Raw genomic sequence first — 15,792 nt, 5'->3', positions numbered from 1 at the left:
CCGCAGCCGCCCCACGACAGCAACCCCCGGCCCCCTGGGCAGATGCACCGAAGGTGCCCCAGGGGCGCGGGGAACTGCGCGAACGGCCCCCACCGGGCCGCAGCCGCCCTGCGACAGTCGGAACCGGGTTCCTAGGCGAAGACGACCGTCCGGCGTCCGTTCAGCAGGATTCGGCGCTCGGCGTGCCACTTGACCGCTCGCGCCAGCGCCTGGCACTCCACATCCCGCCCGATCGCGACCAGTTGGTCCGGCGTGACGTCATGCGCCACCCGCTCGACCTCCTGCTCGATGATCGGCCCCTCGTCGAGGTCGGCGGTCACATAGTGCGCCGTCGCGCCGATCAGCTTCACACCCCGCGCATGCGCCTGGTGATACGGCTTCGCGCCCTTGAAGCTCGGCAGGAACGAGTGGTGGATGTTGATGATCCTGCCGCTGAGCTGCTTGCACAGGTCGTCGGACAGCACCTGCATGTACCGGGCGAGCACGACCAGTTCGACGTCCCGCTCCCGCACCAGCTGCAGCAGCCGCGCCTCCGCCTCTGCCTTGTTCTCCCGCGTCACCGGAATGTGGTGGAAGGGAACGTCGTACGACTTCACCAGCTCGGCGAACTCGGTGTGGTTGGAGACCACGGCGGCGATCTCCACGGGGAGGGCCCCGATCCGGGCCCGGAACAGCAGGTCGTTCAGGCAGTGCCCGAACTTGCTGACCATGAGCACGACCCGCATCCGGTCCTCGGCCCGGTTGAGCTGCCAGTCCATGTGGAAGGAGTCACCGATCGCCGCGAAGCTCGCCCGCAGCTTGTCCACCGTCACCGGAGACTCCGCCGAGAAGTGGACGCGCATGAAGAACAGACCCGTGTCGTGGTCGCCGAACTGCTGGCTGTCCTCGATGTTGCAGCCGGTCATGAAGAGATAGCTCGACACGGCGTGCACGATGCCCTGTTTGTCGGGGCAGGACAGCGTCAGGACGTACTGCTCGGCGGGGGTGGACTGCTCGTTCATGCAGGACAGGGTCGCATATCCACCGGTACCGGAAACACCGTGTCCGTCACGCGGACCGGGTCATGAGCTGGAGCACCTGGAGCGTGCGCGGCGGCGCCTCGGGGTCGTCCCCGTCGGCCACCGCCAACCGCATGTGCGCGTCCCTGGCGGCCCGCACCGCGTCCGGCCACCCCGGGTTCTCCATGTACACGGAGACGGGGGCGTCCGGACCGACCTGGTGCATGATCCGCAGCACCCGCAGGACGGCGGTGTCGACGAGGGCCGCTTCCTGGGAGTCCCGGAAGATCGTGCCGACGTATTTCTCGGCGGACCAGCTGTCCAGCCAGGTGTCCTCGACGAGGCGGTACACGGCGTCGGTGACGTCCCCGTACCCCTCGACACCGGCGAGCCAGACGCTGTGCTGGAAGGCGGGGTCGGAGAGCATGTGCAGCGCGGAGCGCACATTGCTGCGCCAGCGCCACCACGGCATGTCGTTCAGTGGCATGTCGCCCATGGTGGGGGAGCGACGGCCGCGACGGGAAGAGTTCTCCGAACCTTGCACGGTCATCGATCGTACGTTCTTTCCCACTACGTGCCCCACAGGCCCCCGGTGTTCACCTTTACGTCACCCTTCATTGACCGAGGGTCACTCCCGAGTTGGGGATGTGACGGAAGCGTGTGTGCCCATGACCGGCAGGCGACGCATCCGCAGCTCCTTCCTCCCAGAGCACCACCGGCCCGTCAGAGCCACCGTCCGCGCGGCGGGGGCACTGCTGGCGTGTGCCTGGCTCGCCGCCGGCTGCGGGGTCGTCCCCGGCACCACGGGGGGTTCCGGGGACACCCCGATCAAGGTCATGACCTGGGCCCCGTCGGACACCAAGGCGACCAACAAACCCGGCATGCCCGCCTTCGCGCAGGCCTACGCCCGCTGGATCAACTCCAAGGGCGGCATCAACGGCCGTAAGCTCACCGTCCTGACCTGCAACGACCACAACGACGGGGTCGCCGCAGCGAAGTGCGCCCGGCGCGCGGTCAAGGAGAACGTCGTCGCGGTCGTCGGCTCCTACAGCCAGTACGCCGACTCCTTCTTCCCGCCCCTGGAGGGCGCGGGAATCCCCTACATAGGCGGCTACGGCGTTACCAACGCCGAGTTCACCAGCCCGCTGTCCTACCCGGTCAACGGCGGCCAGCCGACCCTCCTGGCCGGGCTCGGCAAGGAGCTCGCCGCGGACTGCGGCAACGTCACCCTGGTACGGCCCGACACCATCGCGGGCGACGAACTGCCCGTACTGCTGGACTCGGGGCTGACCACCGGCGGGCACAGGGCCGCGAGCGACGTGCGGGCGGCGGACGACGCCACCGAGTACTCGGCACAGTCGACGAAGGCGCTCGACAGCTCGACCTCCGGCTCGGCGAAGAAGGGGTGCGTGGTGCCCGCGCTCGGCGACCGCACCAGCACCTTCATGGACTCCTTCCGGCGCGCCCGCGGGGACTACCCCGAGGTGCGCACGGCCATGGCGATGGGCAGCGTCGACCAGACGGTGATCGACGCGTCCGGCGGGGCGTCGGGGCCGTACGAGAAGTCGTACATCACCGGCTGGTACCCGGTGGAGGCCGATGCCCGCTGGGACGCGATGAAGAAGGTCATCAGCGAGAAGGCCTTCGGCGACAACCGCATCGACTCGGCGGACGCGGGTGTGCAGACCACCTGGATCGCCTACACGGTGTTCAAGAAGGCCGTCGAGTCGCTCGGCGGCGGCGAGGTGACCGCCGACCGCGTGCGGGGCGCGCTCAACGACGGGCTCAAGATCCCGACCGGCGGTCTGACCCCGACCCTCCAGTGGGCCACCCGGGACACCTGGAGCTCCGAGGACGGCCTCGCCGCGGTCGGCTTCCCGCGCATGGTCAACGCCAACGTGACGCTCCAGGTCGTACGCCAGGGCCAGCTCGTGGCGGCGCGCCAGGGCTTCACCGACGTGACCGAAACGCTCCGGAACGCCGACATCGACTGACCGCGGTGGGGGCGCGTGCGATCGCCCCCACCACCCTGGCGGCTACAGCTGGGTCGCCGAGCGCTCGGTCAGGCTGTACTTCTTCGCGATGGCGTTCCACAGCCGGGCCGCCCTGGCCTTCTCGGTGCTGGCGGTGCCGCTGTCCCGGTTGCCGGCCGCCGTCTGGCCCGTGGTGCGGGCCTGGCCCTTCTTGCAGCCCTTCTTGCCGGCCGACTGGTCGGCCCAGGCCGCGTAGTGCTCGTCGGCGGACGCGGACGCCTGCCAGGCCTTGGTGAGCGAGGCGGTCAGCTCGGCGTGGCTCGGCAGCTGGTCGACCGAGAGCGCCTTCAGCCGGGTCACCAGGCCGGTGCGCTGGGTCGCCGCGTCCCGCAGGTCCTTGGCCGCCTGGGGGAGGTTGTTGCAGGACTTCACGTTCGCCACCGCACTGATCACCGAGGAGCGGCTGTTGCCGCTGTCGGCGAGCAGCTTGTCCAGCTCGGCGGCCTGCGCCTGCGCCGCGTCCGTGGACGGAGAGGCGGACCCGTCGCCCGCGGGGGCCGTCGCCGACACGGTCTGGTTCTTGTCGCCCCCGTCGTCGCCTTTGCCGCCGCCCGCGAGCAGTGCGCCCGCGCCGATGCCGAGCACGGCGATGCCTATGCCCACAGCGGCGATGACTGGCAGCCGCGATCGCTTTCCGCCGCCCTGGTCGCCGTGGTCGCCGTAGCCGTCACCGCCCGGCGGGACGTACGGCGGCTGCTGCGCGGCGTACGACGGCTGCCGGCCCCCGTAGCCGAGCGACACGGGCTCGGGCTGGGCGTAGCGCGGCAGTTGCTGCGTGGACGCGGGACCGCTGTCGCCGCCGGAGCCGCGGAAGAGGTTGTCGAACTCGGAGGGCGGCTGCCGGTCCCCGCCGTAGGCCGCACCGGGGTCGTGCCCGGGCACGGGGGCGATGAACTGCGTCGCGTCGGCATCGGAACCGGCCGGGGCGGCGGGCGGGAACGGGGCCGCGTGCTGCGGGGGCTGGGCGCCGTACGGGGCCTGCCTCGGGTACTGGGCCGCCTCGGCGGACACCTCGGGCGGGAGCGCCCCGGGTCGGACCGGCGGGATGTACTGGGTGGCCCCCTCGTAGGGGGCGGGGGCGGCCGCGACCGGCGGGATGAACTGCGTGGCGCCTTCGTCGGCGGGCAGCGGCTGGGGCTGCGCGGCGGGGGCCGACGGGAGGGGCTGACCGACCGGCGGCAGGTAGTACGAGGTCGGTTCGTCGGTGTTGTACGCCGGGGCCGCGGGCTGCTGCGGGACGCCGGTACCGGGAGCGCCGTACGGCGCCACCTGGCCCTCCTGCGCGGGCAGCGGCTGGGACTGCGGGAGGGGCTGGCCGACGGGCGGCAGGTAGTAGGAGGTCGGCTCGTCGGTGTGGTACGCCGGGGCCGCGGGCTGCTGCTGCGGCAGCGGCTGTGACTGGGGCTGGGGCTGGGACGGCACGCCGCCGGGCTCGGGCTGCTGCGGTGTGCCCCAGGTCTGGGTGGCCGGCTGCGACCAGTCCTGAGCCGGACCCTGCTGCTGGTCGGGACCCCACGCGGTGCCCCACGCCTGGCCGCCGGGCGGCTGGCCGTACCCCTGGCCGCCGTAGCCGCTCTGCGGGGGATCGCCGTAGCCGCCCTGCGGGGCGCTGTAGCCGCCCGCCTGTCCCGGCAGCAGGGGTTCCCCACCGTCGGAGGGCAGCACGATGCCTTCGCGCGCTTCGCGCGCCGAGGGCTGCTCGCCCTGTCCACTCTGCGTCACCGGGACTCCTACGTATGGGGGAACTTCGGAATCGTCGGCTCACGCTACCGGGTCCTCCGAGCCCGGTGCCACGTAGCACAGGACGTGACCTGCGTCCCTGTGACCGCAGTAACAATTCTCTGGTGATCGGGTGACGCTTCCGGGCCCGAATCCGCTGTGTACGTCCTCCTCTACGCGGCCGCCTGAAGGTCCAGGCGGGCCCCGAACTCCCTCACCACCGCCTCGTCCCGGAACGGCTCGAGGCGCTGCTGGAAGTCGTCGAGGTACTCCGCGCCCCGGTTGGAGCGGACGGTCTCCAGCAACTCCACCGCCTTCAGGCCGGTGCTGCAGGCCTGTTCGATCTCGCGCTGCTGCACCTGCGCGGTGGCGAGCAGGACGTAACCGATGGCCCGGCGGCGCGCCTTGTTCTCGGGGAGCCCGTCCAGGGACTCCTGCGCGCACCGCGCCGCCGCGTCGGCCTGGCCGAGGTCGCGGTGGCAGTGGGCCAACTCGTCGGCCAGATACGCCTCGTCGAAGTGCGCGATCCATGCCGGGTCGTCGCCGGTGGACGGGTCCGCCGCCTCCAGCGCGTGCACGGCCCGACCGGACGCCGCCTGGGTGGCCCGCGCGTCGCCCATGAGCGCGTGCCCGCGGGCCTCCGCCGCGTGGAACATGGCCTCCGCGCGAGGAGTCACGCGACCGCGCGCCCCTTCCTGCGCCGCCCGCGCCAACTGGGCGATCTCGCGCGGGTTCCCGAGCTGGGCCGCGAGGTGGCTCATGGACGCGGCGAGCACATAGCCGCCGTAGCCGCGGTCGCCGGCCGCCTGCGCGAGCCGCAGCGCCTGGATGTAGTACCGCTGGGCCAGGCCCGGTTGCCCGGTGTCGATCGCCATGTACCCGGCGAGTTCGGTCAACCGAGCGACGGCGGCGAAGAGTTCACGCCCGACCGCCTCCCGGTAGGACCCCGCGAGCAGCCCGGAGACCACGCTGTTGAGGTAGTGCACGACGACCGGGCGCACATGCCCGCTGCCGTACTGGTGATCCAGGTCCACCAGGGCCTGCGTCATCGCCCGCACGGCCGCCACGTCGGACTGGCCCACCCGGGGGCCCGCCGCACGCGCCACCTGCGAGTCGGGCATGGAGATCAGCCAGTCGCGGCTCGGTTCGACCAGCGCGGACGCGGCGACGGAGGAACCGGACAGGAAGTCCCGGCGGCCCACATCACTGCGCCACAGCTCACACACCTGCTCGATGGCGCCCAGTACCGTCGGCGAGAACTGGAGCCCGACCCCGGAGGCGAGGTTCTTGCCGTTGGCCATGCCGATCTCGTCGATCGTGACCGTACGGCCGAGCTTGCGCCCGAGGGCCTCCGCGATGATCGCGGGCGCCCGCCCCCGCGGCTGCTGTCCGCGCAGCCAACGGGCCACGGACGTCTTGTCGTAGCGCAGGTCGAGACCGTGCTCGGCACCGCACATGTTGACCCGGCGGGCGAGCCCGGCGTTCGAGCACCCCGCCTCCTGGATGAGCGCCTGCAGCCGTTCGTTCGGCTGCCGCGCGACGAGAGGCCTTGCGGCCATTGGCGTACCCCCTGTGGCTGCGGTGCCTGCCCACGCACCGAGTTGACGTGTCTTCCACTTCCGGACCAGGTCGGTGTGAACGAAAAGATCCGGCCGTGAAGATCAATGCCCCGCGGAGAGAGCTAAAATGCGAGGCATGCGAGGATTGCCGGGGTAAAGGCAGAAGCCTGCCCCTCTCGTGGCTACCCAGCCCACGCCCCGGTTCCTCTCGCGCGCCCCCACACATGCATCCATGCGCCCCAGATGCCGAACCCATGCTCCTCCCCCGCGCGCGCTGGTCGTGGCGTCGGACCCGCTTCGTCCGCCCCCGGGCGGGCCTGGCGGCGTCCGGCGCGTGCGACCGCAAGACGGCGAAAGACCCTCGTGGCGCAGCTGCTCGGGCCTTTCGGCAACGCGGTGAGCGTGCGTGGCGGGTGCCGCGAGTCAGAAGTCGGTCCGGCGCCGTGCCTGGCCGTAACCCGAGGTGGGCGCGGGAGTTGTGTTGAGCGTGGAAGAGACGATCGCGGGCCCCGAGGCCGCTCAGATTCCGAAGCAGCGCGGGGAATCGCTGCTGGAGACAGCCGTACGCTACGCCGAGGAGCGCCACTGGGACGTCTTCCCCGGTACCTGGCTGGAACCCGTCGACGGGGTGCAGCGCTGCTCCTGCGGTGACGGCGCGTGCGCCGCGCCCGGGGCGCATCCCGCGCGTGAGGACTGGGCGACGCAGGCCACCGGCAGTGCGACGGTCGCGCGCCGGATGTGGTCCAAGCAGCCGACGGCTTCGATCCTGTTGCCGACGGGGCGGACCTTCGACGCGATCTCCGTGCCGGAGACGGCGGGGTTTCTGGCGCTGGCCCGTATGGAGCGGATGGAGCTGACGCTGGGGCCCGTGACGCTGACGCCTGATCGTCGGATGCACTTCTTCGTGTTGCCGGGTGCCTCGGTGAAGCTGCCGGATCTGATCCGGAAGCTGGGCTGGTCTCCTTCGTCCCTTGATCTGGTCGCGCTGGGTGAGGGGTCGTATGTCGCCGCGCCTCCTACTCGGTTCGGGTCGTCCGGGGCTGTGCAGTGGGCTTGTCGGCCTACGCCTGCGAATCGTTGGCTGCCGGATGCCGAGGAGTTGATCTCGCCGCTTGCTTATGCGTGCGGTAGGGACAGGTGATGTGCGCCCGCGCGGCGGTAGCCGCTTATTGAGCACAGCCCCGCGCCCCTAAGGTTGGCGTTCATGACGTCGGCCGTAAGTGTGCGTGGGCTCTGGAAGCGGTTTGGGCAGCAAGTTGCCGTTGCCGGGATTGATCTCGAACTGCCCGCCGGGAAGTTCATCGGGCTTGTCGGGCCCAACGGGGCCGGGAAGACCACCACTCTCTCCATGGTGACCGGGCTGCTGCGGCCCGATGAAGGCTCCGTCTCCGTCGTCGGGCACGACGTGTGGCGGGATCCCGTAGAGGTGAAAGCCCGGATCGGGGTCCTGCCCGAGGGGCTGCGGCTGTTCGAGCGGTTGTCGGGGCGTGAACTGCTCGCCTACAGCGGGCGGTTGCGGGGGCTCCCCGGTGCCGAGGTGGACAAGCGGGCGGGCCAGCTGCTCGACGTACTGGATCTCGCGGGATCCCAGCACAAGCTGGTCGTCGACTACTCGACCGGGATGCGGAAGAAGATCGGGCTGGCCGCCGCTCTGTTGCACAATCCCGAAGTGCTGTTCCTCGACGAGCCGTTCGAGGGCGTCGACCCGGTCTCCGCGCAGACCATCCGGGGCGTCCTGGAGCGGTACACCGGCTCCGGCGCCACCGTCGTCTTCTCCTCGCATGTGATGGAGCTCGTGGAGTCCCTGTGCGACTGGGTGGCCGTCATGGCCGCCGGCCGCATCCGCGCCCAGGGAACGCTCGACGAGGTGCGCGGCACCGCGCCCTCCCTGCAACGCGCGTTCCTCGAACTCGTGGGCGCCCACGGGCAGCACACCGGTGCCGACCTCGACTGGCTGGGCGGCGGGGCGCGATGACCGAGAACATCACTCCGGTCGTCGTCAGGCTCAAGCTGTCCCTGCTCAGGAACGGACTGCGGCAGTCCGGCGGACGGCGCGCCGCCTACGTCGCCTCGGCGATCGCCGTGCTCGTCTTCTCCGTCCTCCAACTGCTCGGACTCATCGCCCTGCGCGGCAACGAGCACGCCGCGTCCGTCGTCGTACCGCTGGTCGCCGTACTGACGGCCGGCTGGGCCGTGATGCCGCTGTTCTTCCCCGGTGGCGACGAGACCCTCGACCCCACCCGTCTGGTGATGCTGCCGCTGCGGCCCCGGCCCCTGGTGCGGGCGCTCCTGGCGGCCTCACTGGTCGGTATCGGGCCGGTGTTCACGCTGTGCGTGCTCGTCGGGTCCGTCGTCTCGGTCGCGCACGGCGTGACGGCGTACGTCTTCTCCGCGCTCGGTGTGGCGCTCGCGCTGCTGGTCTGCGTGGCTCTCGCGCGGACCGTCGCGGTCGCCAACATCCGGTTGCTGACCAGCCGCAAGGGCCGAGACCTGGCGGTGCTCAGCGGACTGGTCATCGCCATCGGCGCGCAGGTCGTCAACTTCGGTGCGCAGCAGCTCGGTTCGGGCGGCCTGGGGCAGCTGGACGGGCCTGCCTCGGTGCTGGAGTGGATCCCGCCCGCTTCGGCGATCGGGGCAGTCGACTCGGCGAGCGAGGGATCGTACGGGACCGCCGTCCTGCAACTCGCCCTGTCCGCGGCCGCTCTCGTGGGCCTGCTCGCCCTCTGGGCCCGTCATCTGACCCGGCTGATGACCGCGCCCGACGGCTCCACCCTGCCGTCCGCGGAGGGGGCCGCGAAGGAGCGCAGTTCGACCGGGCTCGCCCGTCTGCTGCCCTCCGGGCGCACCGGCACCGTCATGGAGCGCAGCCTGCGCTATGTGTGGCGCGACCCCAAGACGAAGGCCGCGTGGGTGACTTCGCTGGCCATCGGGCTGATCGTGCCGGTGTTCAACGCGGTGCAGGGCACCGGCTCGATCTACTTCTCCTGCTTCGCCGCGGGCATGCTCGGTGTGCAGATGTACAACCAGTTCGGCCAGGACACGTCCGCGTTCTGGATGGTCGCGCTGACCATCTCCTCGACCCGGGACGCCTACGTCGAACTACGCGCGCGTGCCCTGGCGCTGCTGCTGATCACCCTGCCGTACGCCACTCTCGTCACCGTCCTGACGACCGCGCTGATCGACGACTGGCCGAAGCTGCCCGAGGTGCTCGGCATGTCGTTCGCGCTGCTCGGGGCGATGCTCGCGACCGGGGCGTGGTCGTCGGCGCGCTTCCCGTACTCGATCCCGCAGGAGGGCTACAAGAACGTGGCCCCCGGCCAGTCCGGTCTGGCCGCTGCCGCCGTCGTCGGCGGGATGGTCTCGGCCGCCCTGCTGTGCGCGCCGGTGATCGCACTGGCCGTCTGGGCGAACGTCAGCGCGGACGGCGACGAGTGGAGCTGGCTGCTGCTGCCGGTCGGCGCGGTCTACGGCACGGCGATCACCCTCGCGGGCCTGCGGCTCGCGGCACCGCGGACGGCCCGGCAGCTGCCGGAGATCCTGCTGGCGGTCAGCAAAGGCTGACGCGGGGCAGCTGACCCACGGGTCTGCGGGCACCGGGCGTTCGAGTGTCGGACCCCCCGATTAGAGTGATCCGAGCGACTCCTGTGAGGTGTGGACCAGGAGGGTCGCCAAGGGGATCAGGGGCGAGGGGGCTTTTTTCATGATCGGTGTTCGAAGATCTGCCGGGGCGGGGCTGTGCGGGGCGGTACTCGCCGCGTCCGTGCTTCTCGCGCCCCCGGCCACGGCGGCTCCGACGGCGGGCGGCACAGGGAAGATCACCTCCCGACCGGGCACTTCCGGCGTCGAGTTGGGCAACGGCGACCGCGTGGACGTCGTCGGCGGCCGCGACCTCCGGGTCGCCCCGGCGGACAGCGCGGAGCGGACCCGCTACACGGTCGCGTCCCTCGACGGCACCGTCTCGGTGCGGCCGAGCGCCGCCCGCGCGGCGGACCGGGAGCCGGCGAGCCTCGCGCTGAAGCCGGCCCCCGCCGCCGTGACGACGACGGCCGCGGCCTCGACGTACTCCGTCAAGCTGACCATCACGCACGCGGATGTCGTGGGCAAGTCGTTCTACGTCTGGAACCGCAAGACCTGGACGTCGTACGCGGTGAACAGCGACGCGTACGGGCCGACGTCGAGCGTGAAGCTGCCGCCCGGCGACTACTTCGCGGTGGCACTGCACTCCGACTGGCGCCGGCCAAGCTATCTGCTCACCCAGTCCTTCACGGTCGGCTCGGCCGCCAGGACGGTGAGCTTCGACGAGCGGGCCGCCAAGGAGACCGGCATCCGCACCGACGACACCACCGCCACCCGGCAGTCCGCGGCGGTCTGGCTGAGCGTGCCGGGCGGTGACCTGGCGGGCTTCGCGGGCTCCGACGACGCCAAGGTGTACGTCACGCCGTTCACGCTGCCGGGCGTCTCGCTGCGCATCCACGACGTCCTGGCGAAGAAGGGCTCCTCGGCGAACGTCCCGAGCCCCTACCGCTACGACCTCACCCACAGCTTCACGAACACCGTCCCCGCCGCGCCGGTCAGGAACGTCACCAGGGCCTCCCTGGCCAGAACCGTCACCCAGGTCCGCGCCCCGGGCACCCGGACCACCGCGATCCTCCAGACGGTCCCCTACTTCGGCGAGTGGACCGGCGTCTACATCGGCGCCCCGGTACCGGTGGCAGGTTCGGTCACCGAGTACGTCACCCCGGGCGTCGAGTACGGCCGGCTCCTGGACTACGGCACCTACGACCAGTACCTGGACCCGGCCGACCGGAGGCTGTCCGCGGGCAGCAGCACGGGCGAGACGCTGGGCGCGGCCCCGCTCCAACCGGTGCACGCGGCGGGCACCGCCTCACAGCTCTACAACGGCAGGTTCTTCCTGGACGAGGCGAGCACGTTCGGGGACGCCGACGGCCACCAGGGTTCCGACAACCGCGCCCTGTCCGCGTACAAGGTGACGGGCGAGGACGGTGTCGTCTACGCCGACGGTTCCGGCATCGACGCGTCCCACACGCTGGCTTCCTCGCCGCTGCCGGCGAAGGAGCAGTCGTACACGCTCCGCCAGACCCTGCACCGCCGGGTGCCGTACGCGCGGCTGGCGACGGACCTGCGCGACGAGTGGACGTTCCGCTCCAGCAGCACCTCCACAGGCGCCTCGGACCGTTTCCTCCCACTGATCGACGCCCAGGTGAAGGTCTCGGGCCTGGACGCCTCGGGCCGCACGGCAGCCGGGACCGTGCAGGTCTCCGCGACCGCGACCACCCGCGGCGTCGACGCGGCCACCGCGAACACCCGCGTCACGGGCCTCGCCGCCTCGACCGACGGCGGCACGACCTGGACCGACCTGCCGCTCGCGGCCGACGGTACGGCGCCGTACACCGTCCCGGCCTCGGCCGCCTACGTCAGCCTGCGCGTCACCGCCGTCGACGACCGGGGCGGCAGCCTCGACCGCACCCTCGTCCGGGCCTTCGCCGGTCCGGCCACGCAGGGCGACGAGACGGTCGGCTCGACCCGTATCACCAAGGTCGTCGTCAACGGCGGCAAGCCGGTCCGGCTCAACGACCAGCCGCTCCAGGAGTTCACGGCGACGTTCACCGCCACCGACCCGTCCGGCATCGCGAGCGGCGACATGTACCTGTACAAGGGGTCCTACGACGCCCCGAGCGCCGTCCTCTACGGCACCTGGCCGGGGTCCTGCACCAAGGCCGACGCGACGACGGCGACCTGCTCGGTCCAGTTCGCCTACATCCAGCCGCGCTCGAACTTCGGGCGCAACGCCCTCGCCGGCACCTGGCAGGCGGCCGCCTGGGCCGAGTCCGCCGACGGCGGCGGACACACCGACCGGCACGCGGTGAAGTCGGTGCCGCTGGTGCGGGACGCGGCCCTCACGGTCAACGCCTCGCCCGAACCCGTCGCCAAGAACAAGACCCTCACCGTCACCGGGAAGCTGTCCCGGGCCGACTGGGAGACCCTCGGCGGCTTCCACGGATACGTGGGCCAGAAGGTCGCGCTGCAGTTCCGCAAGAAGGGCGCGTCCACGTACGCGACCGTGAAGACGGTCACGACGAACAGCACCGGGAACCTGAAGACCACGGTCAAGGCGACCGCGGACGGCTACTGGCGCTACGCCTTCCCGGGCAGCGTCACGACCGCGAGCGCCACGGCCGGCGGCGACTACGTCGACGTGCGCTGACCTCACCCGGCCCCCGGCCCCCGGTGGACCTGATCCGCCGGGGGCCGGTCGCTCTCCACGCCGGACAGCGTCAGTCGGTGTCCTCGGGACCCAGGCCGTCCAGGCCGTCCAGGCCGTCCAGGAAGGGCTCTATGGCTGCCCGCCAGGCCTCCGGCTGGTCGTAGTGGACGAGGTGGCCGGCGTCGGCGACCTCCGCGTACTGCCCGCGGGGCAGGACGCGGACCATCTCCTGGGCCTCGGCCCGGCCCAGCTCGCCGTCGAGGCCGCGGACGACCAGGGCGGGGCACCTGACCTGGGTGAGTTCCTCCCAGTGGGCGTCGTGGACCCAGGTCTCGCGGGACTGGAGCATCTGCTCGGGCTCGAAGACGGGGCGCCAGCCGTCGGAGGACTCGGTCATCACCTCGGCGTAGAACTCTCCGCGCGCCGGGTTGGGCCGCTCCACCCAGGGGTCGTCCTCGCCGAACCACTTGCGTACGTCGGCGAGTGTGGCGAAGGGGGCGGGCCAGGCCTTGAACCACTCGCCCCACTCCCGCTGCGAGGCGGCGCCGAGTGCGGAGGCCCGCATGTCGCAGATGATCACCCCGCGGACCAGGTCGGGCCGCCGGGCGGCGAGCTGCCAGGCGGTCAGGGCGCCCATGGCGTGGCCGATGAGCACGGTCGGGGCGAGGCCGAGCTGTTCGAGGGCGGCCTCGGCGTCCTCGACGTACGCGTCACGGGTGAAGGAGGCCCGGGGCGGTTTGTCGCTCTGTCCGTGCCCGCGCTGGTCGAGCGCGATCGCCCGGTAGCGCTCGGAGAGCCAGCGGGCGGTGGACGCCCAGTGCGAGGCGCGGCCCATCAGGCCGTGGAGTAACAGCACCCCGGGTGATCGTTTCTCCGCGGCTTCCCTCGCGGGGTCCGTCGGATCGGTCTTGGGAGGGTCGCCGAACTCCCAGGCCGCGAGACGTACGCCGCCCGCCCCGGTCACGTCGATGCGCCGCGCCATTGGCACCCCCCTGGCTCCCCTGACTGATGTGCCTGCTGTGCTTGCCCTGTCTGCCGCTTCCTTGTCGTACATCTCTGCAGCGCACGTCCCGCGCGCCCCGTCACCCTCAGACTATCGAATAGGTATTCGAAAATAGGGTCTTGCGCGGCAACACCCCTCGTTCGAGTGACCTCGCTCAAGGAATGATCGCCGCCGCCGAGGGGAGATCTTCAGCGGGAGGCGGACCGCTCGGGGAAATCGGTCCGAGGGGAATGACCCTGGGAGCTCGGGGCTCCGGGTCAGCACAGGGGAGGACAGGCCCCGGCACCGAAAGGTGCCGGGGCCATCCATACGCTTACGGCACATCTGCCCGCCCCCTCAGGTCATATGCCCCACGCGACAGCCTTGCACGGGAAGCGTCGAAGCGCTGCGATTCCGCGCAGCGAATCTCGGATTCGACGAGACCCGAAAACGCCACAACCGCCTCACAGGTTCCGGGAATTGAGAACCGGTACCGCCCCCCGCAGCCCCCGCCGTCCGTCAGCGCTTGGCGACGAACACATGCGAGGCGACATCCGACTCCAGCTCCGCCGCCTCACCGCCACTGCCCACCAGCACCCCGCCGGCCGACTCCGTCACACTCACCACCGAACCGGGCTGCACACCCGCCCGGCGCAGCGTGTACATCAACTGGGCGTCCGTCTGGATCGGCTCGCCGATACGGCGTACCACCACCGTCTTGCCGTCCAGGCCCGGGTCCAGCTCGGCCAGCGACACCATGCCCTCGTCCAGGAACGGATCGGCGCCGTCCTTCTCGCCCAGCTCCTCCAGACCCGGGATCGGGTTGCCGTACGGCGACTCGGTGGGGTGCCGCAGCAGCTCCAGCACCCGGCGCTCCACCGCCTCGCTCATCACATGCTCCCAACGACACGCCTCCGCGTGGACCTGCTCCCACTCCAGGCCGATCACGTCGACGAGCAGACACTCCGCGAGCCGGTGCTTGCGCATCACGCGCGTGGCCAGCCGCCGGCCCTCGTCCGTCAGCTCCAGATGCCGGTCACTGGCGACCGACACCAGTCCGTCGCGCTCCATCCGTGCCACGGTCTGGCTGACCGTCGGCCCGCTCTGGTCCAGCCGCTCGGCGATCCGGGCGCGCATGGGGACCACACCTTCCTCCTCCAGCTCGAGGATGGTGCGGAGATACATCTCCGTGGTGTCGATCAGTCCGGACATACGTGCCCCTTGATGAGATCTGCCGGAAGCACGACAGCTTCCCGGCGCGTGCGCTGGCCCTGGCCCTGGCCTCAATTCTGCCGGATACCACTGACAAGCGTGCCGCGCCGTTGGAACCAACCGGTTACGAGCAGGCACGCGGCCGTATTGACATCCCACTGGTCCAGACCGCACGGTGATCCGCGACACGGCGACGAAGGGTTGATGACGCATGGGCGAGACGGGCTCCGCGCACGGCGACGGCACACTGTCCGGGCAGTTCCTCGACGCCGCGATCGGGCTGCTCCAACGGCTCCGCGACGAGGAGACCGAATCCGTCACCGCGGCCGGTGAACTCCTCGCCGACACCGTCGCCTCCGGCGGCCGCCTCTTCGCCTTCGGCGCCGGGCACTCCTCGCTCGCCGCGCAGGACCTCGTCTACCGGGCCGGCGGACTCGCCCTCATGAACCTGCTGACCGTGCCGGGAGTCGTGGGCGTCGACGTCATGCCGGCCACCCTGGGCTCCGCCCTGGAACGCGTGGACGGCCTCGCGAGCACGGTCCTGGGCTGCTCGCCCCTGCGCGCGGGCGACGCCCTCGTGATCATCTCCCTGTCCGGCCGCAACACGCTCCCCGTGGAGATGGCGATGACAGCGCGCTCGCTCGGCGTGAAGGTCATCGGCGTCACATCACTCGCCTACACCCGCGAGACGAAGCCCCGCCACAGCTCGGGCACCTTCCTCAAGGACCACTGCGACGTCGTCCTCGACTCCAAGATCGCCCCCGGCGACGCGGAACTCTCGCTGGACACCATCCCGGCCCCCTTCGCCCCTGCCTCCACGGTCGTGACCTCGGCACTGCTCCAAGCCGTGATGGCGACCGCGGCGGGCGCGCTGGCGGACCGGGGGATCGAGCCGCCGCTGCTGCGGTCGGGCAACGTGGACGGCGGGCTGGCGTGGAACGAGCGGGTGTTCGAGGAGTACCGGGACCGGATCTTCTACCAGCAGTAACTGAACGCAGACGACCCGCGAGCTCTGGTCCCTCCGCCTCGCGGCGAGGGAGCCGGCCGGACGTACCGACGAGCT

At 71.3% G+C, this 15,792-nt stretch carries 12 protein-coding genes; 6 read left to right on the top strand and 6 right to left on the bottom strand.

Going from position 1 to position 15,792, the window contains the following annotated elements; all coding sequences use genetic code 11:
- Positions 1 to 131 precede the first annotated feature (131 nt).
- Together purU and ACFYRX_RS30680 are read right to left on the bottom strand one after the other, a co-directional pair.
- Positions 132 to 1,001, bottom strand: a complete 870-nt coding sequence (purU, locus tag ACFYRX_RS30685; protein WP_389106556.1) for a formyltetrahydrofolate deformylase — start codon at positions 999 to 1,001, stop codon at positions 132 to 134.
- A gap of 46 nt (positions 1,002 to 1,047) precedes the next feature.
- On the bottom strand, positions 1,048 to 1,548 hold the full coding sequence (locus ACFYRX_RS30680; protein ID WP_389106554.1) for a hypothetical protein: 501 nt from the start codon (positions 1,546 to 1,548) through the stop codon (positions 1,048 to 1,050).
- A gap of 118 nt (positions 1,549 to 1,666) precedes the next feature.
- On the opposite strand from ACFYRX_RS30680, the gene ACFYRX_RS30675 reads away from it, so the two are divergent.
- Entirely contained in the window at positions 1,667 to 2,992 is a 1,326-nt protein-coding gene (locus ACFYRX_RS30675; RefSeq protein ID WP_389106551.1) for an ABC transporter substrate-binding protein, read from the top strand.
- A gap of 42 nt (positions 2,993 to 3,034) precedes the next feature.
- On the opposite strand, the gene ACFYRX_RS30670 is transcribed toward ACFYRX_RS30675, so the two are convergent.
- Both ACFYRX_RS30670 and ACFYRX_RS30665 read right to left on the bottom strand, forming a co-directional pair.
- Positions 3,035 to 4,753 (bottom strand): hypothetical protein, encoded by a 1,719-nt coding sequence (locus ACFYRX_RS30670; protein ID WP_389106548.1) that lies wholly within the window; start codon positions 4,751 to 4,753, stop codon positions 3,035 to 3,037.
- A 170-nt stretch (positions 4,754 to 4,923) separates the two neighbouring features.
- Positions 4,924 to 6,309 carry a transcriptional regulator gene (locus ACFYRX_RS30665; RefSeq protein ID WP_389106545.1) on the bottom strand — a complete coding sequence of 462 codons (1,386 nt, stop codon included), beginning with the start codon at positions 6,307 to 6,309 and terminating at the stop codon, positions 4,924 to 4,926.
- Between the two features lie 478 nt (positions 6,310 to 6,787).
- Here ACFYRX_RS30665 and ACFYRX_RS30660 point away from each other — a divergent pair, with 478 nt between their 5' ends.
- The 4 genes from ACFYRX_RS30660 (at position 6,788) to ACFYRX_RS30645 (ending at position 12,535) form a co-directional block, all read left to right on the top strand.
- The gene (locus ACFYRX_RS30660) at positions 6,788 to 7,450 is read left to right on the top strand and encodes a bifunctional DNA primase/polymerase (protein ID WP_389106542.1); all 663 of its coding nucleotides are present in this window, start codon (positions 6,788 to 6,790) and stop codon (positions 7,448 to 7,450) included.
- Between the two features lie 63 nt (positions 7,451 to 7,513).
- Positions 7,514 to 8,284 carry an ABC transporter ATP-binding protein gene (locus ACFYRX_RS30655; protein ID WP_389106540.1) on the top strand — a complete coding sequence of 257 codons (771 nt, stop codon included), beginning with the start codon at positions 7,514 to 7,516 and terminating at the stop codon, positions 8,282 to 8,284.
- On the top strand, positions 8,281 to 9,870 hold the full coding sequence (locus ACFYRX_RS30650; RefSeq protein WP_389106537.1) for a transporter: 1,590 nt from the start codon (positions 8,281 to 8,283) through the stop codon (positions 9,868 to 9,870). Before ACFYRX_RS30655 ends, ACFYRX_RS30650 begins: the two co-directional genes overlap by 4 nt.
- Before the next feature lie 139 nt (positions 9,871 to 10,009).
- Positions 10,010 to 12,535 (top strand): hypothetical protein, encoded by a 2,526-nt coding sequence (locus ACFYRX_RS30645; protein ID WP_389106535.1) that lies wholly within the window; start codon positions 10,010 to 10,012, stop codon positions 12,533 to 12,535.
- A 70-nt stretch (positions 12,536 to 12,605) separates the two neighbouring features.
- Here the strand turns inward: ACFYRX_RS30645 and ACFYRX_RS30640 are convergent, their stop codons facing one another.
- Complete coding sequence (locus ACFYRX_RS30640; protein ID WP_389106532.1) at positions 12,606 to 13,517, bottom strand: alpha/beta fold hydrolase; 912 nt, start codon at positions 13,515 to 13,517, stop codon at positions 12,606 to 12,608.
- 519 nt (positions 13,518 to 14,036) lie between these two features.
- Positions 14,037 to 14,729 carry a metal-dependent transcriptional regulator gene (locus ACFYRX_RS30635; RefSeq protein WP_057608532.1) on the bottom strand — a complete coding sequence of 231 codons (693 nt, stop codon included), beginning with the start codon at positions 14,727 to 14,729 and terminating at the stop codon, positions 14,037 to 14,039.
- A gap of 211 nt (positions 14,730 to 14,940) precedes the next feature.
- On the opposite strand from ACFYRX_RS30635, the gene ACFYRX_RS30630 reads away from it, so the two are divergent.
- Entirely contained in the window at positions 14,941 to 15,717 is a 777-nt protein-coding gene (locus ACFYRX_RS30630) for an SIS domain-containing protein (protein ID WP_389106530.1), read from the top strand.
- Positions 15,718 to 15,792 lie beyond the last annotated feature (75 nt).

This window comes from Streptomyces sp. NPDC005374 (assembly GCF_042872225.1).
GTDB lineage: Bacteria > Actinomycetota > Actinomycetes > Streptomycetales > Streptomycetaceae > Streptomyces.
This window is presented reverse-complemented; position numbering and strand designations above follow the sequence as displayed.

Excerpts from the sequence above, each read along its gene's own strand:
- purU (WP_389106556.1), bottom strand. The coding sequence starts at position 1,001 with ATGAACGAGCAGTCCACCCCCGCCGAGCAGTACGTCCTGACGCTGTCC.
- ACFYRX_RS30680 (WP_389106554.1), bottom strand. The coding sequence starts at position 1,548 with ATGACCGTGCAAGGTTCGGAGAACTCTTCCCGTCGCGGCCGTCGCTCC.
- ACFYRX_RS30675 (WP_389106551.1), top strand. The coding sequence starts at position 1,667 with ATGACCGGCAGGCGACGCATCCGCAGCTCCTTCCTCCCAGAGCACCAC.
- ACFYRX_RS30665 (WP_389106545.1), bottom strand. The coding sequence starts at position 6,309 with ATGGCCGCAAGGCCTCTCGTCGCGCGGCAGCCGAACGAACGGCTGCAG.
- ACFYRX_RS30655 (WP_389106540.1), top strand. The coding sequence starts at position 7,514 with ATGACGTCGGCCGTAAGTGTGCGTGGGCTCTGGAAGCGGTTTGGGCAG.
- ACFYRX_RS30650 (WP_389106537.1), top strand. The coding sequence starts at position 8,281 with ATGACCGAGAACATCACTCCGGTCGTCGTCAGGCTCAAGCTGTCCCTG.
- ACFYRX_RS30645 (WP_389106535.1), top strand. The coding sequence starts at position 10,010 with ATGATCGGTGTTCGAAGATCTGCCGGGGCGGGGCTGTGCGGGGCGGTA.
- ACFYRX_RS30640 (WP_389106532.1), bottom strand. The coding sequence starts at position 13,517 with ATGGCGCGGCGCATCGACGTGACCGGGGCGGGCGGCGTACGTCTCGCG.
- ACFYRX_RS30635 (WP_057608532.1), bottom strand. The coding sequence starts at position 14,729 with ATGTCCGGACTGATCGACACCACGGAGATGTATCTCCGCACCATCCTC.
- ACFYRX_RS30630 (WP_389106530.1), top strand. The coding sequence starts at position 14,941 with ATGGGCGAGACGGGCTCCGCGCACGGCGACGGCACACTGTCCGGGCAG.